The 14610-nt window shown below is 51.3% G+C and carries 14 protein-coding genes and 1 tRNA gene; 4 read left to right on the top strand and 11 right to left on the bottom strand.

Going from position 1 to position 14610, the window contains the following annotated elements; all coding sequences use genetic code 11:
- The first annotated feature begins 278 nt into the window (after positions 1-278).
- The gene (locus C4542_06320) at positions 279-644 is read left to right on the top strand and encodes a hypothetical protein (GenBank protein RJO61369.1); all 366 of its coding nucleotides are present in this window, start codon (positions 279-281) and stop codon (positions 642-644) included.
- Positions 645-743: 99 nt separating this feature from the next.
- On the opposite strand, the gene C4542_06325 is transcribed toward C4542_06320, so the two are convergent.
- The 4 genes from C4542_06325 to C4542_06340 all read right to left on the bottom strand — a co-directional run bounded on the left by C4542_06325 (position 744) and on the right by C4542_06340 (position 4389).
- Positions 744-968 carry a hypothetical protein gene (locus tag C4542_06325; GenBank protein ID RJO61370.1) on the bottom strand — a complete coding sequence of 75 codons (225 nt, stop codon included), beginning with the start codon at positions 966-968 and terminating at the stop codon, positions 744-746.
- A 171-nt stretch (positions 969-1139) separates the two neighbouring features.
- Positions 1140-1766: a helix-turn-helix domain-containing protein gene (locus C4542_06330; protein ID RJO61371.1), complete on the bottom strand. Its 627-nt coding sequence runs from the start codon at positions 1764-1766 to the stop codon at positions 1140-1142.
- 277 nt (positions 1767-2043) lie between these two features.
- Positions 2044-3009 carry a TerC family protein gene (locus tag C4542_06335; protein ID RJO61372.1) on the bottom strand — a complete coding sequence of 322 codons (966 nt, stop codon included), beginning with the start codon at positions 3007-3009 and terminating at the stop codon, positions 2044-2046.
- Between the two features lie 99 nt (positions 3010-3108).
- Positions 3109-4389: a serpin family protein gene (locus C4542_06340; GenBank protein ID RJO61373.1), complete on the bottom strand. Its 1281-nt coding sequence runs from the start codon at positions 4387-4389 to the stop codon at positions 3109-3111.
- Between the two features lie 298 nt (positions 4390-4687).
- Here C4542_06340 and C4542_06345 point away from each other — a divergent pair, with 298 nt between their 5' ends.
- Positions 4688-5527 (top strand): zinc ribbon domain-containing protein, encoded by an 840-nt coding sequence (locus C4542_06345; protein ID RJO61374.1) that lies wholly within the window; start codon positions 4688-4690, stop codon positions 5525-5527.
- Between the two features lie 313 nt (positions 5528-5840).
- Here C4542_06345 and C4542_06350 read toward each other — a convergent pair.
- The 7 genes from C4542_06350 to C4542_06380 form a co-directional block, all read right to left on the bottom strand.
- A tRNA-Val gene (locus C4542_06350) sits at positions 5841-5916 on the bottom strand.
- 156 nt (positions 5917-6072) lie between these two features.
- Positions 6073-6486 carry a hypothetical protein gene (locus C4542_06355; protein RJO61375.1) on the bottom strand — a complete coding sequence of 138 codons (414 nt, stop codon included), beginning with the start codon at positions 6484-6486 and terminating at the stop codon, positions 6073-6075.
- A gap of 115 nt (positions 6487-6601) precedes the next feature.
- Complete coding sequence (locus C4542_06360; GenBank protein ID RJO61376.1) at positions 6602-8173, bottom strand: hypothetical protein; 1572 nt, start codon at positions 8171-8173, stop codon at positions 6602-6604.
- A gap of 36 nt (positions 8174-8209) precedes the next feature.
- Positions 8210-9097 carry a hypothetical protein gene (locus C4542_06365; protein ID RJO61377.1) on the bottom strand — a complete coding sequence of 296 codons (888 nt, stop codon included), beginning with the start codon at positions 9095-9097 and terminating at the stop codon, positions 8210-8212.
- Positions 9098-9273: 176 nt separating this feature from the next.
- The gene (locus tag C4542_06370; GenBank protein RJO61378.1) at positions 9274-9846 is read right to left on the bottom strand and encodes an Ig-like domain repeat protein; all 573 of its coding nucleotides are present in this window, start codon (positions 9844-9846) and stop codon (positions 9274-9276) included.
- A 6-nt stretch (positions 9847-9852) separates the two neighbouring features.
- Positions 9853-11190, bottom strand: a complete 1338-nt coding sequence (locus C4542_06375) for a hypothetical protein (GenBank protein ID RJO61379.1) — start codon at positions 11188-11190, stop codon at positions 9853-9855.
- Between the two features lie 14 nt (positions 11191-11204).
- Positions 11205-11999: a 4Fe-4S dicluster domain-containing protein gene (locus C4542_06380; protein RJO61380.1), complete on the bottom strand. Its 795-nt coding sequence runs from the start codon at positions 11997-11999 to the stop codon at positions 11205-11207.
- Between the two features lie 268 nt (positions 12000-12267).
- Between C4542_06380 and C4542_06385 the strand changes: the two genes are divergently transcribed.
- Together C4542_06385 and C4542_06390 are read left to right on the top strand one after the other, a co-directional pair.
- A complete protein-coding gene (locus C4542_06385) occupies positions 12268-13695 on the top strand; it encodes a sensor histidine kinase (GenBank protein ID RJO61381.1) in 1428 nt (475 codons plus the stop codon).
- Positions 13688-14350: a DNA-binding response regulator gene (locus C4542_06390; protein RJO61382.1), complete on the top strand. Its 663-nt coding sequence runs from the start codon at positions 13688-13690 to the stop codon at positions 14348-14350. Before C4542_06385 ends, C4542_06390 begins: the two co-directional genes overlap by 8 nt.
- Positions 14351-14610: the final 260 nt, after the last annotated feature.

Genomic DNA, 14610 nt, shown 5'->3' on the forward strand with positions numbered 1-14610 from the left:
CTCACCGGGCTATTGGAAAACTTCCGCCTTTGCGCTACTATTTGGATAACTTTGTCACTAACCCCCAAAAATCCAATATGTACTGGACTCTTACACCCCATTGACTTTTACACCGTACTAATGTACTATAGCTCAATTTTGATTAGTCGAATTCGACTACTCAAGAATAATCGCAAGGAGGTAACGCGAAAAATTCTATTTTAATAATCAGAGGTCTGGTAGTGCTTGAAGCAATTGCACTCAGTGTCTCGAAAATAATATAGAAGGAGAGCAGATTTATGAAAAATATTTTATCTATTCTTGTAGCAGTAATTGGCGTAGTGTGCATTGTATTCGGCGTTCTGTTTATTATGCAGGCAGGCGATTCCAAAACCATCGTTGTCGATGAGCTAAAGGCGTCGGGAGTAACCCTCGATAATTTAGATGCCAAATATGATGCAGCCAAGGCAGGTTTAGCGCAGGCTCTGGGAGCCGGAGCCGCAGGCACTGAAACCGCACAATCCGTGGGCTGGCAGAAGACTTCACTGGGACTGGCCAAATCCAATCTTGGCACGATTGATTTTGTTCAAAAGAGCGGCATTCTCGCTATCGTAATCGGCGCTGGCCTTACCCTGGCCGGTGTCGGCCTCATGAAAAAGAGCTAGCGCAAATCGGGGACATCTGGTAAACAAAAGGAGAGGGGCGATTGCCCCCCTCCTGCTTTTTGACGCAATAACTCGATTTGAAACGATATGCTGTCCGATTTACATGTGCCCGCCCGGCCCGAAATACTGCAGGCGATAGGTCCGTTTTTCGGATTTTACCCAAGCTTCCAATCTCTCGTTCTCGGTTTTCATCTCTTCGAGTTTGTTCTCGAGTTTGTTTATCTTGTCTCTGAGTTCGTCGACCACCTTCTGGTCCGCTTCCCGATGGACATCGCGTAATCTATCCGGCGTTTCGGGGTTCACAACCTGTAACGTGAGGTTCATTTTCGCTCCTCGGTAGTCCATCCGGCTTCGACGGACCGCCCCGGAATCTACAATATCACGCCGCTATACGACATTCAATAGCAGGTTTTATGCAAAAGACAGAGTCTAAAAAAACGGTAGAATGTTAACCCTACACAGAAGGAAGGCAGGGAAATGGAAGGGGATATTAGGCTAGACGCCTGCTCCATGCCGCTGGTGCGCTTCCACCAGAGAAACCAGGGCCCAGTCCATTATCTGTTCAATGAGAGGCATGGCTGCCAGCACGCCCTCTCCGACGAGTTCTTTTTTCCGCATCATTTCGGTGACAATATCGGTGATGGGGTCTCGATGCGAAATAAAGGCCTGCACCGAGTCTGTCAGAGGCACTCCCTCGGCTGCCAGCATGTCGCCGAAACCGCGACCTATTTCGCGGGCCTGGGCCAGCGCTTCCGTGCGTTTCTGGGTTCCCGCGGCATAACTCATCATCAAGTCGAGTATCTGACGCCCGAGAACGGCCAAACGCCTTTTATGTTCCGCGCTGATGCGCTCGTACCAGACCGTAGAATGCAGAAAGGCGGCGCCTATCTCGCGGTGCGTTTCAGCGGTCTTCTCCAGTTCGCCCACCAGGTCCTTGAGCCCGAGCAGATTTTCGTGCGAGGTTACAAACTCTTTAAGCTCTTCTTTCGAATAGCGGCGGTGTCCGCCCGGCGTGACAAAGGCTTTGATGCTGCCTTCATCCGTCCACTGGCGTAGCGTGGCTTCGCTCACGCCCAGCAAATTGCTGGCTTCGCTGATACCCAGCAGAGGTTTTTGCCTCAATTTTCAGTCCTTTACTACGTGATTAGCTAAACTGACGGCTAAATCTTAATAATTCTGATGAAATCTCCGGACCCCCATAAATATAACTCAGGAAGTATTCTGATTTCAAGAGGGAAATAAATTTCCAGCCATTGAAAGAGGCGTTCTTAGTAGTCTTGCCGAAACATAAGGGGCCGGCAGAAATACAACCCTGTTCTGGCATCGGGACAAAAAACAGGGAAAGCCGTCCGGCGGCGGACGGCTTTCTGAATTTCGATATTTTTTGCCAAGCCGCGTCTTACTTAGGTATCCCGCGTTCAGCTTCCACCGAGGACTGCGGGTTACGCCGACTCCATACCAGCGAAGTTGTTATCGCAACTACCAGGATAACAGCGATGACGCCCAGCGAAAGCAGTATGGGGATCTCAACCCAATGACCAATCAGCATCTTGACGCCAAGAAACACGAGGACCGCGGCCAGGCCATAGTGCAGGTAGCGCAGCTTTTGCAAAACACCCGCCAAGGCGAAGTAGAGAGAGCGCAGCCCCAGGATAGCGAAAATATTGGAACTGAAAACAATAAAAGGGTCCTTGGTGATTGAGAGAATCGCCGGTACCGAGTCCAGGGCGAAAACGATATCCGTGCTTTCGATTAAAACCAGGACGAGCAGCAATGGCGTGGCTTTGCGGACGCCGCCCTCCACAATGAAAAACTTTTCCCCGTGGTAGTCTTTACTGACAGGGAATAGGCGGCGCACCAGGCGCAGCACCAGATTGTGTTCGGCTTCCACCTTTTCTTCTTTTTTAACAGCCATCCGCACACCGGTGTAGACCAGGAAAGCGCCGAAAATATAGATAACCCAGCTCAACGCATTGAGCAGGCCGATGCCGGCAAAGATGAAAGCCGCCCGCATCACGATGGCTCCCAGTATGCCCCAGAAGAGCACCCTGTGCTGGTACTCGTCTTTCACGCAAAAATAAGAGAATACCATAAGGAAGACGAAAAGATTGTCCACGCTGAGGGATTTCTCGATGAGGTACCCTGTAAAGTACTGGAGCCCTATTTCGTGGCCCCAGAGTAAATATATCCCCACCCCGAATGCCAGCGACATGGCTATCCAGACGGCGCTCCACACCAGCGCGTTCTTGACGCTGACTTTTTCAGACTTGCGATGAAAAACCTTGAGGTCCAGGAAAAGCATTACCAGGACAAAGATGATAAAACCTATCCAGAGAGGTGTTTCGTTGATGTTTGAATCTGTCATAGTCTGCTATTCTATCTGAATGAGAGCGGTTTAGGCAAATCAAAATGGGGGGCAAACCGTACCGGTTTGCCCCCCATTTTGCATACTGGGTCGTTTCGTTTATACGGCCGGATTCATTACCCTCCCGACAAAAAGGATAGTGCCAGTCGGGATGTCGCGGATAAGGAAGATGAAGGGGCGGTCGATGCTGAGCGTGATGGTGTTCGACGGCATCGAGGTAGTGCCGACGATAACAGCGCTGGCGGCGGCAGCTTCCGTACCGGCTTCATCAACTGAGACAAAAGCCTTGTGCACAACGTCCGAGATGAACAGTCCTTTCGTACCCATCATACCTGAAAAATCGGCGCTATCCGTGAAGGCAATTTGCATGCCCATTGCCGCGAGCGCTTGTTTCAGGCCGAAGCTCGAATCGTACTGGAACTTGGGCAGCGACAGGATTACATTCCGCTGATTCATGGAGGAGATTATGCCATCCACAAATTCCGATTTAAGTGCATCCTGGAAGACATTGAACTGGTCCTGGTCAGGAAGCAATACCACCATAGATAACTGGCCGCCGTCGTAAGGGAGCTCAATTGCCTGATAGCCGGTCCCGGCGACATAATTGTATTCGTGCCCCTGGTGCATCATGGAGACGTTTACCTGACCCCCGTCCAGTAACTTGAACGTCCCGCCGCCGGTAGCTCCTTCGGCGAAAGGAGACTCCCAGGCAGCCTTGAAGTAGATGGCATTGGTCAGCACGAGGCGCGTCAGGTCGGTCACGGCACCCTGAGGAATGAGGTCCTTTATCTTGCCCCGTGTCTGGTCAGAGATATAATCGTTGATGGCTTTGCGCGCCCCTTCGGCATCCTTGATGAAATCGAGTATCCTGAGGCCAGCGCCGTAGTTAACCGCCAGAGTGTCCAGGTAACTGGCCAGGAACTGGAAATTTTTCTGCCCCCAAGCATCATTAACTACGTTCAGATGAAAGCCCTTGTCACTGTCAGACGTTGTACTGGCTGCGCCCTGCCTGCGCTTATCCAGCTCGAGCGCCAGATAATTGAAAGCTGCGTGCAACGCATCCCCTGGTAGAGTGAAATGCAAAGTATCCGCCATTTCGCTCGCCGTGTCGCTGCGCGCTCCCGCGTAAGCCATAGCCAGCGCCAGCGAGAGGCTGTAAGGGGAATAAAACATGTTGCCGTCGTTCTGTGCCTTGAGAGCCTGGTAAAGGTCCAGGGCAAAAGCGCTGTTCCCCTGCACCAAGGCCGACAAGCCGCTACTGGATGGAGATATGTCCCGCGCCTTATCTGACTTGAGAAATTCAGCCGATACCGGGCTGGAACAGGCCACCAGCACCAGGCTTAAAGTGGCCGCCAATATTGTCAGTATTGTCTTTTTCATATTCACCTCGCATTTGTTGGGTCTAATCCATCTTTTATAACGCCAAAATTCAAAAATGGTTGTTTCCCCGACAGTGACGCCGTTTAAAAATATTAGACTGCCGGGCGTTAAGAAATCATTAAATATGGCGCTGAATCATAAAAGTTTCATGCATTTTCAAGAAGCGTCGAGTTCTCTCCTGACATTGGGGTGCTTCAAAATGAATTTATCTCCACGTTACGGCCAAACCCCATTGAATCCGCCTTTCTTATATGCCATAATAGCTGCACCTGAATAAAATCAGCCAGTGAGGTGAAGAATGGCTCAACGTTTTTGCACCGGTTGCGGCCGTAATCTTGGGGGCAATGCCCGCTTTTGCGAGTCATGCGGTACGCCAGTCGCAGGAGTAGCGGCTCCTCCACAGCAATCTCAGCACCTTCCCCCGGTTTATCAACCTCCTCCTGCCACACCCCCACCGACTTATCAGCCGCCGCCTGTATACCAGACGCCTCCTCAACCCGCCTATCAACCGCCTCCGGCCTACCAGCCTCCTCCTGGTTATCAGCCGCCGCCGGCTTATCAACCTCCCCCGCAGGCTTATGCGCCGCCTCCGGCATACGCACCGGGATATGCCTATCCGCCCCAGGCTCCTGGCATTCCCGGTGAAGCCCTTATCGGCGTTATTCCTAACGCCAGCCGTAAAAAGAACCTGTTCTCAATGGAGGCCTTCAACATCGTCGTCACCAACCAGCGCATGATTTTCGCCCAGATGACGTCCGAGATGATCAAGGCAGAGGCAGCCACGCATCGCGGCCAGGGTATTGGCGGCGTATTCAAGGCTATGGGCGCGGGTTATTCTTTGTGGCAGCGCTATCCCCAGATGTCTCCCGACCAGGCACTCACCGAGACTCCCGGCAACTTCGGCATCTATATGAACCAGATACGCAAGGTCAAGTACACTGGAACCAAGGTGCTGTTCAGCAAGGGTGGCATTGCGGTGGGCTTGAATATCGGCTTTGGCGTGGGCGCAGATGACGATGATAATAAACCTGCCAAGCTGGAGATAGAAACCATCGGCGGCAAATACGAGTTCGATATCATCTTGCAGTTCCAGCAGCAGACCTATCAGGTCCTTAAGGCAGCTGGATTGGTCAAATAACTCTACCGCGCACTTTCTACAAATCCAGGAGCCCACCATGTGGTGGGCTCCTCTGTTATAGTGATTGACCAAGAAATGAACACCTGGTCAGCAGACGTTAAAACGAGTCAGCAGCCAGTAAATGAGCAGACCGATGAGGGCAATTGGAATGAGCCGAATGAATAGCTTAAAGAGTGTTTTAAATATGAACCCCAGGATAATCAAAACAACGACCGCAATGACGACAATCCAGATCAGGTCCATTGTGCCTCCTCATATGCCAAACTGGACACATTGTATTACGCAGCGATGGTGGTGTAAAGAGGTTAGTTAGTGGTGGGCGGCATAGGATTCGAACCTATGACCTCCTGCGTGTAAAGCAGGAGCTCTAACCGCTGAGCTAGCCGCCCAAAATCGTGCCTAATTCTAGACCTTTTTCTGACGATTGTAAAACTACACTCTTGCTTTTATCACCTTTTTGTTCGCTGACGCACAATTATTTGGAACGTGCAATTGGACTGCACCCTATGCGGGTAGATAAAGATAGGAGAGGTCGAATACCTTATTTAGTACGCGCCGCCGCCGGAATATGTGGCCCCGCCGCTCTGAATGCGGAACCAGCAGTTCTTCACTATGATGTACCCCGATTGAACGCCCTGAACATCGCCGATAACTTCAAATATCGTCCCCTGGATAATGCCTTTCATATCGTATGAAGCGCGGGGCACAAATTTTACGTTTTCCACCAGCACATAGTCGTCGGAACCGCGCACGGCAAAAATAGAGGTGGTTTGGTCGGCTCGCACCAGCCCGAAATAATACCTTTTCCCCAGGTAAATTGTATCTGCCGCAGCCGCATCCTCGTAATAGGCCATTTGCAGGTCGTAGAGGTCAATCTGTTGGCTTAGAGTGGCATAAAAAGTAGCGGGCGGGATAAAACTCTGGTCGGCACAACCGCTAAGGATAGTTGTAAGTAACAATACTGAGGAGATTAATGCCGGTACCCCTTTTTTATATGTCTTCATTTTTACAGATGTGCTGGGGAAGGGAGGGATGAATTGTCCCTCTCCTCCCCAGTCTCTCATTTCGTTGAAACTAACCCGTTACGAAGAACGCAAAATGTAAAACAGGTATTTTTTCGCCAGGATGGTCGGTATACGTCAGATACGGTACGCGGTAGTTTTCTATCTTACCGGGTTCGGTGCCCTTGTATACGCCGGGGTAAAAATCTATGTAGTGCCAACCGGGCGCTCCGGCAGCCGGTAAAAAGATGTTGATAGTACCGTAGTTGTTGAAACCGCAGGTATAACCGATGTACGCGTTGTCAACGACCATGTAGTAGTTGTTCTCTTCTACTGTCCAACCCAGGCCTTTGAGCTCGATATCCATGATAGTGCCCACCGGACCTGTAGAAGGCTTGATGTAGACAGCTGAAGGTGTGAGGTTGAAAACGCCCTCTGCTACTTTCACTCCGGCTATATCTGCGATAAGCGCATGCTCCCCGCCGTGCGTGTCAGGCATGGCATAGGCAAAGCTTATTTCTCCGGTGCTGGTAGCCGTAACAGTTCCAATGGTCTTCTTAACCTTCTCGTAGCCCTTGCCGTCAACACGGTTACCGGTCATGCCCATGTAGTACAGGTCGACCTTAGCTCCTGCCGCAAAGCCCCTTCCCAGAATGTTCATAGGGGTGCCGACAGTCGCCAGGTACACGTCAGACCAGACCTGCGGTGAACCGCTAGCTGCAGGAGTAGTTCCCTTGATAACGGCATTCGATTGCTTGCTGACATCCGGCGGCATTATGGGTGCGCCGTCGGTGACAGTGTAAATGAATGTCCAGGTCGGGGTCTTGGGAAACGGGCTCTGACCGATATTCATGAAAGCGAAAGTGAAGGAGCCCTGCAGCACCTGAATTACATGTTTCCCGGTACCGCCGACAGCCGGAATGACAGCCTTGCCTGAACCGTGCGTGGTAGTGGTGGTGAGGACGCCGGTGTATTTATTGTCGTACAGCAGCATCCAGCTGTTCTCGTAGTCTCTCCATCCCATTCCTTTGATGCCAACGGTGATCGGGGAGCCGAGAGGCCCGCTGGTGGAATCGATGGTGATTTGCATATCTACGTTGAAGCCGAGTTTGCCTCTTATAGTTCCGCTGGTGGCTCCGCCTTCCAGTACGACCAGGTCATGAGTGAACCCGAATCCTTCCGGTACGGTGAAAGTCGTCTTGAAACCACCCTGGGCGTCTGCCTGTATGGCCCCCAGGTTGACCCAGCTCTCTTTGTAGATACGCCCGTAGTACTCACCGTTCTTAACGTCCCAGGAACCGTTTATATCCTGCCACATCAGGTCGAACTTGCCGTTGGCTGCAAACCCGGTGCCGGTAGCAGTGACCGTAGCACCAACTGGAGCATTTGGGACACTGGTAGTGAACGTCCCCGTGATCTGCATCGGCCAGTTGACCGCCTTGGTGGTCGGCGGGGGAGCGCTGGTAGTAGGCACGACTGCCGTGTTAACGGCCGTTGTTGCGCCGGCTGTTACCGTAACAGTCTGACTTTTGGTGACAGTCGCTGTTGACGTCTCAGTTATGGTTGTTTGGCAGGCTCCGACCAGTAAAATAGCCACAACGAAGATTGCCACCAAACCCCTGTTTTTTAAACTTACTTTTTCCACAAATTTCCTTTTTATTACACTTTACGACGTATTAAATTATGGAACTGCGTTTACAGTTATGGTGAGTGTAAATGCAGGGTTGGTACCATCGGTAACTGTGAAGGTACCTGCAGTGCTGAAGACTCTCTCATATTTCCCGCCGGCTGCAATGGCGCCGCTGTTGAAGTCAGGGCCGACGACGCTGTGCGGAATGGTATCCTTGTTGTTGAAGGTGACCTTGGCGCCCTGTGTGATTGAAAGCGTTTTTACAGAGAAGCCGGTGGCAGTGATATTAGCTGACCAGTTCCTCACGAAAGCCGGGTCGAATGCCAGGATGGTTAACTTGGAAGAAGCTATCTCGAAGGGTTTGAAGCTTCCGGTGCGGCCGTCATTAGCCACAGCCTTGTATTCGTAGCCCAGTGAGCCAGTGGGATAGTTCAGCGGCACTTCCCAGCCATACGACCAGAAGTAGTCTGTGGGGTTGGCGCCCGAGTGTCCGCTGTATTTCATCGCAAAGGACTGGCCATCAGGAAGAACGGCTACCGCGGAATCTGCCTTAATCTCCTTATCGGTCATGTCCTTGCCGGTTTTGGGGTCGACGATGCGCGCGCGGAATACTACCAGTTCGCCGCGATGAGCATTGGTTATGGCCAAGCAGCCGACATTGGTGACCATGTCGCCATACATTACGATGTTGGACATCACGGAACCGGTACCGCCGCCGCCGGAAACAGTGGTAGTGGCCGTGGTTGTTTGGGTAACGGTAGTAGCGGAACCGCCGCCCGTTACCGTGACTGTAGCTCCGGAACCGCCGCCCGACGTTACCGTTTTTGTCGCCGTAGCGGTGATGGTGGTGCTCCCGCCGCATCCTGCCAGCAGGCTGATAACCAGGATGCTGGTCAGCCCGAATGCCAGCCCAATTTTTCCTAACGAGTTTGATGTCAAAGTAGTAACCCTCCTTATTTTATTTGATTGCGCAATCAAATGACACCGAATTGAGTTTTCATTTGCTTTCCAATATTTTGAGTACTCTACGATGCATTTCCCTCCTTACAAAATTCTTGACATATTTATTCCGCTGAGCTGTCCAGACCGACAACTCAGAATAGCCATCGATTTCTCTATTGTCCTTTGCTACCCTTTCTTATCCCCGCAATCGTGCCGAAGAAAACCCCGGCAAGCAAACTCCAAACAACCAGTACCACCACGCCGACGCCTAACATGCTCCAGTAACTGATTTTTTCCATGCCTACCAGCTTTTCAAGCGGGTCCAATGCGGGCAAGTTTTGCAGGTCAAGTGTGGCATTTACTATCGCAAATTCCGTAGTTTCGTCACCCCCGTAAAGTGCGGTGAACTGGTGTTCGCCGGCCTGGCGTGTTTCATATTTAAGAGCGGCCACGCCCACAGCACTGGTTGTCGCCGAGCCGATTGAAATCCTGGCGGAGCCGTATAAATCTGTGTTTTCGAAGTACAAAATTTCCCTCTGGCTCAAGGGATAGCCATCTGCTCTTTTTAGCTTGGCCAAAAGCACCAGAGACTCTTTGCCCTGTCTGTCTGTCTGTACCTCGTAGGTCAGTGTCAGGTCGCTCTTGGCTTGTGCTGCGGCTACCGGCAGGCTCCCGGCGAAAAACCATAGCCCCGACAATAATACCGTCACGACCGAAACCAGCAGTACCTTAAAGTTCAATTTCATTTTTACTTACTCCGTTTTAAGACTGGGTACATCACCGGCCCTGGATTGATGCTGAGATTGTTCCTCGGCAATTTCCTGCATCTCATAGATAGGTAAAACCGGAAAGAGGCGGAACATTAACATCAGGAAGAACGGAATGGCCGCCACAGCACCTAAAGTGATAACCCATTCCACCCAGTTTCCGGTATAACTGGGATTAGTAATGCCGAACAACCCGTGGCGCAGTGGTGGCACAATGATCAGGAACCTTTTTACCCACATAGCAGCTACGACCAAGACTGCAGCAACGGTGACGCCCTTAACATTTCTAGTCTTGGGGATACCTACCAAAAGTACTGGTATTATGATACCCAAAATAAGGAAGGGCCAAAATATCGGAGCATAATCCGCTACGAGCAGTGAACGCAGGAACGGCACAGTGTTGACGTATTGCACGTAGCCCTCGGTGAGGAATTCCGCGAAGGTAAAATAAAGGTAGGTCGCACCCAGAACGAGCATGAGCAGGCCCATATAACGGAATTGCTTCTGTCCGATAAATTTCTCAAGATGGTAAGCCTTGCGGAAAGCCGATACCACCAGAATCACTGCCGCCACGCCTGAGAAAAGCGCTCCTACCACGAAATACGGACCGAAGATGGAGCTGTGCCAGCCCTCCCTGCTTGTCACCGCGAAGACCCAGGCCAAGACGGAGTGGACCGATATCGCCAGCGGGATGATAAGGATAGCCATCAAGGTCATCATGCGGGCCAGAGTTTTGCGTTGCGAGGGAATGCCCTTCCATTTTAAAGAAATCATTGAATACAATTTTTTACGCCACGAAGAGAATTTATGGGCGGAACCATTAAGTAATATGGCCGAGTCGGGAATAAGCGGAAGAAAGAAGAATATCAGCGTAGCGACAACATAGGTGCTTATGGCTACTATATCCCAGATAACCGGAGATTGCGGGTTGGGGGTAACCAGCACCCACCATAGATGCGGCAGTTTACCCATATCTACGATGGCAAAAGAAGCACCTATGATGAGAGAAACTACTGCCATGCCCTCAGCCAGTCTGGTGATGGGAGCACGCCAGGCGGCATTGGTGAGGCGCAGTATGGCCGATACCACAGCACCGCCATAACTGATGCCGATGAAGGTCACCAGGTCCGTCATGTATATGCCGTAGAAAACCCCATCTTTCAAAGCGGTAACGCCCAGCCCGCGTGTTAACTGATAAATATAGGTTCCCAGTGCTGCCAGGACAAAAAGTCCCAGAAAAGCAAATAACACCCCCCACCATTTTCCGGGTTTGACTATCGGGCGGATTGCGGCTTCGCGTATTTCATCTATCATCAGTTGCATCGACTTTAACTCTCCTAGTACGTGAAGTTCTGTGAATGCCCTGCGATGTAATAGACGCGAGGCCCGGTGTTCAATTCTTCTTTCAGCCGGTAGGCATCGTTCTCTCTGAGGAAGGTAGATAGCTTTTTGCTCTCATCTGGATTGGAACAGATGTCAGATATCAAATCTCCGGCAAAAACGGCTCTCATGGAACAGGCGGTTACGCAGGCCGGCAGTTTGCCAAAACGCATAAAATGCAGGCAGTTCTCACACTTGCCTACGGTACCCTTAACACCCGGCACAGGGAATTCGGGTGTATTAAACATATTTGCAGGGACGTCAGGATAGTCGTTCCAGTTGAAGTAGCGCGAATCGTACGGGCAGGCCGCCATGCACATGCGGCAGCCAATACATTTTTGCTGGTCAACCAGCGTGACTCCGTCCTTAGTTTTATAGGTGGCCACCACCGGGCAAACACGCACGCAGGGGGCGTTTTCGCATTGCATGCAGGGTTTGGGTAGAAAATATTTTTGCCCGAGAGTCCCTTCCATTTCGTATACCTTTATCCATTCGGCTTCTTTGGGCAGATAGTGCTCTTCTTGACAAGCCACAGTGCATTCTTTGCAACCGTCACAGTACCTCAGGTCAAAAACAAGCACCCACTGGTGGTCAGCGCTCTCTCTCGTCAAGTCATCCTCAGCCAGGACTATTTTGCTTCTTTGATTCAGACCTGCCAATCCGGCTGCCCCGGCCAGCGCAAGCGCACCGGCACCTCGCATAAACTGCCGGCGGCTAATACTCAATTTGCCTGGTTCCTTTTTATTTTCCATGTTTTGTGAAACGGCCCTCCTGTCTCGATGCAATCTTTTAAACACTTTTCCCGCTAGTTGTAGGAAAGCTTATACTTATAATAAATACCACGAAAACGTGTCTCTGTATGTCAGCCAAAATACCCATAGAAAAATATACTTGTCAGTAATTAACCTGACAAGTATATTAACTTGAAAACTTTGCTGGCTAAGGTTATGCTAATAGAACAGCCTGCTATCCCGTTCCAACTCCCGCTCAACCACAACCTGGCGCTTTCAGGAGGAGCAAGTGCAGATTAAGTGGTCTCTCAAATCCCTGATATTAAAGTTCAATGCCGTCAGTATCCGAACCAAGATAGTGGGGCTGGTAACGCTTTGTATTCTCTTTTCTTCCTCTACGCTGGTATGGTACACCGACCGCGATGCCAGCATGGCTCTCCGGCATGAGTCGCAGGAAATGGGCACGACAGTGGCCAGTGTGCTGGCCGGGCAGAGTCTGGGGTTGGTTCGCAGCGGGGATTTGGCCATGCTTTCCGACATAGTCAAGGGATATGTGGATTCAAGCAAAGATATATATTACATATATATATTGGATTCAACGGGTATTACCATTGCTTCGGCTTCCAAACCGCCTGACCTGGCAGATCTGCCATTAAATAATCCGTCAGATTCGACTACTACGCCACGTATCCAATCAATGCAATACAAAGGGCAAGAGATTACCGATATCGCACTATCCCTTCCAGCGCCCGGAAAGGGGACGGTGCATGTCGGGCTTACTTACGCCAATATTTCACAAACACTAGCCACACACATTCAGCATATATTGTTATGGTTGATTCTGGTGTTCTCTTTAGGAATCGCGCTGGCCTACTTTTTATCCTATGCCTTGACCTACCCGATTTCAGCCATGGCGGCGCAGGCGCGTGAACTGGGCATGGGGGCATACAAGCAGCGCGACCGTCAGTGGGGTCATGATGAAATCGGAAATCTGGGGCTGGCTTTCGATGAGATGATCCGTGAAATAAGCCAGAAAGAGCAGATGCGCAGTCAGCTGTTAGCTCAAGTGCTGAGCGCCCAGGAAGACGAGCGCAAACGCATTGCCCGCGAGTTGCACGACGACACCAGTCAGAGTTTAACCTCTTTGATGGTAGAGCTGAAAGCAGCCGAAAATGCCGGCAGTCTGGCAGAAATCAAGCCCAGACTGACCCAATTGCGCTCTCTGGTACACCAAACATTGCAGGCGGTTCATAATATGGCCATAGAGTTACGCCCTAATGCCCTGGACGACCTGGGGTTAGTGGCGGCCTTACGCAAATACGTGGCCGATTTTATAGCCAAGAATGGCATCCATGTTGACTTGCAGGTCGGCGAAGCAGCCAGGAGGCGCTTCCCCGCGGACATGGAAACGGCGGCCTACCGCATCACTCAGGAAGCCCTGGCGAATATTGCCCGGCATGCCAATGCCCGAAATATAAGCATAGTGGTCGACTTCCAGGACTCCGTGTTTACTCTGATTGTCGAGGATGATGGTGTTGGTTTCGACCTCAATGAGGCTTCCAGGAGCAGCCCGGAACACCGGCTGGGGCTGTTCGGCATGTACGAGCGGGCTTCTCTGGTAGGAGGCAGGCTGGTGATTGAATCCCAGCCGCAGCAAGGCACAAGTATTTTCCTGGAAGTTCCTATCAAACCCACGAATGGAGGGATAAATGGATAAAATCAGGCTGGTCATAGCCGATGACCATGCCGTATTGCGTGCCGGGCTCAAGCTGTTACTTAATTCTGAACCCGATATGGAGGTGCTGGGAGAGGCCAGCAACGGACTGGCCGCCATACAAATGTGTGATGAATTGCATCCCGATATCCTGCTACTGGATATAAGCATGCCCGGCCTGAGCGGGCAAGCTGTGGCTAAAACCGTTAAGAAACAGCATCCGGAAATAAAGATACTGGTAGTCTCCATGCATGAGGATGAAAGCTATCTGCGAGAGATGTTGCAGGCCGGCGTTGACGGTTACATTCCTAAAAAAGCCGCCGACGTGGAACTATTGGCGGCTATTCGCAACACATACCGGGGAGAGCATTTTATACATTCGTCGATGACATCCGATTTGTTTCCCACATTTAAGCCTCAGAAAGGCGCACAGGATGCGGTAAAAAGCTTGAGTCAGAGAGAGCGCGAGGTGCTTTACCTGCTTGCGCTGGGACATACCAACCAGGAAATAGCCGGAAGATTGATGTTGAGCGTCAAAACCGTGGAAACCTACAAGATCCGCCTGAAAGACAAATTAAATCTCCAGGGCAGGTCGGAACTGGTGCGCTTCGCCCTGCAGAATGGCATTCTGGAAAGCATGGAAAATCCGGAGAAGTAAAGTGTGTCATATTGATAACCCTGGCGGAGGGGGACTTTTCCGGAATCGAGCCTGAGCCAGCACATTTTCTTGGGTCATCCATAAATATAACCAGCATCCTGGCTAAATGTTTATCGATGGGTCCCGCTCACCCAGAGATACCCCCCGCTTACGTCCCGCAAAGCAATCATCATTCGCGCGCCGCCAGCGCCGGTTCCTGCCGGCTCATGCGATACGCCGGGATAACCGCCGCCAGGGTGACCGATGTCAGAATGAGCGCC

Source organism: Dehalococcoidia bacterium, from assembly GCA_003597995.1.
Lineage (GTDB): Bacteria > Chloroflexota > Dehalococcoidia > Dehalococcoidales > UBA1222 > SURF-27.

Bases quoted from the DNA above. Each gene is read 5' to 3' on its own strand.
- C4542_06380 (RJO61380.1), bottom strand. From the start codon at position 11,999: ATGGAAAATAAAAAGGAACCAGGCAAATTGAGTATTAGCCGCCGGCAG.
- C4542_06325 (RJO61370.1), bottom strand. From the start codon at position 968: ATGAACCTCACGTTACAGGTTGTGAACCCCGAAACGCCGGATAGATTA.
- C4542_06375 (RJO61379.1), bottom strand. From the start codon at position 11,190: ATGCAACTGATGATAGATGAAATACGCGAAGCCGCAATCCGCCCGATA.
- C4542_06370 (RJO61378.1), bottom strand. From the start codon at position 9,846: ATGAAATTGAACTTTAAGGTACTGCTGGTTTCGGTCGTGACGGTATTA.
- C4542_06345 (RJO61374.1), top strand. From the start codon at position 4,688: ATGGCTCAACGTTTTTGCACCGGTTGCGGCCGTAATCTTGGGGGCAAT.
- C4542_06390 (RJO61382.1), top strand. From the start codon at position 13,688: ATGGATAAAATCAGGCTGGTCATAGCCGATGACCATGCCGTATTGCGT.
- C4542_06340 (RJO61373.1), bottom strand. From the start codon at position 4,389: ATGAAAAAGACAATACTGACAATATTGGCGGCCACTTTAAGCCTGGTG.
- C4542_06335 (RJO61372.1), bottom strand. From the start codon at position 3,009: ATGACAGATTCAAACATCAACGAAACACCTCTCTGGATAGGTTTTATC.
- C4542_06320 (RJO61369.1), top strand. From the start codon at position 279: ATGAAAAATATTTTATCTATTCTTGTAGCAGTAATTGGCGTAGTGTGC.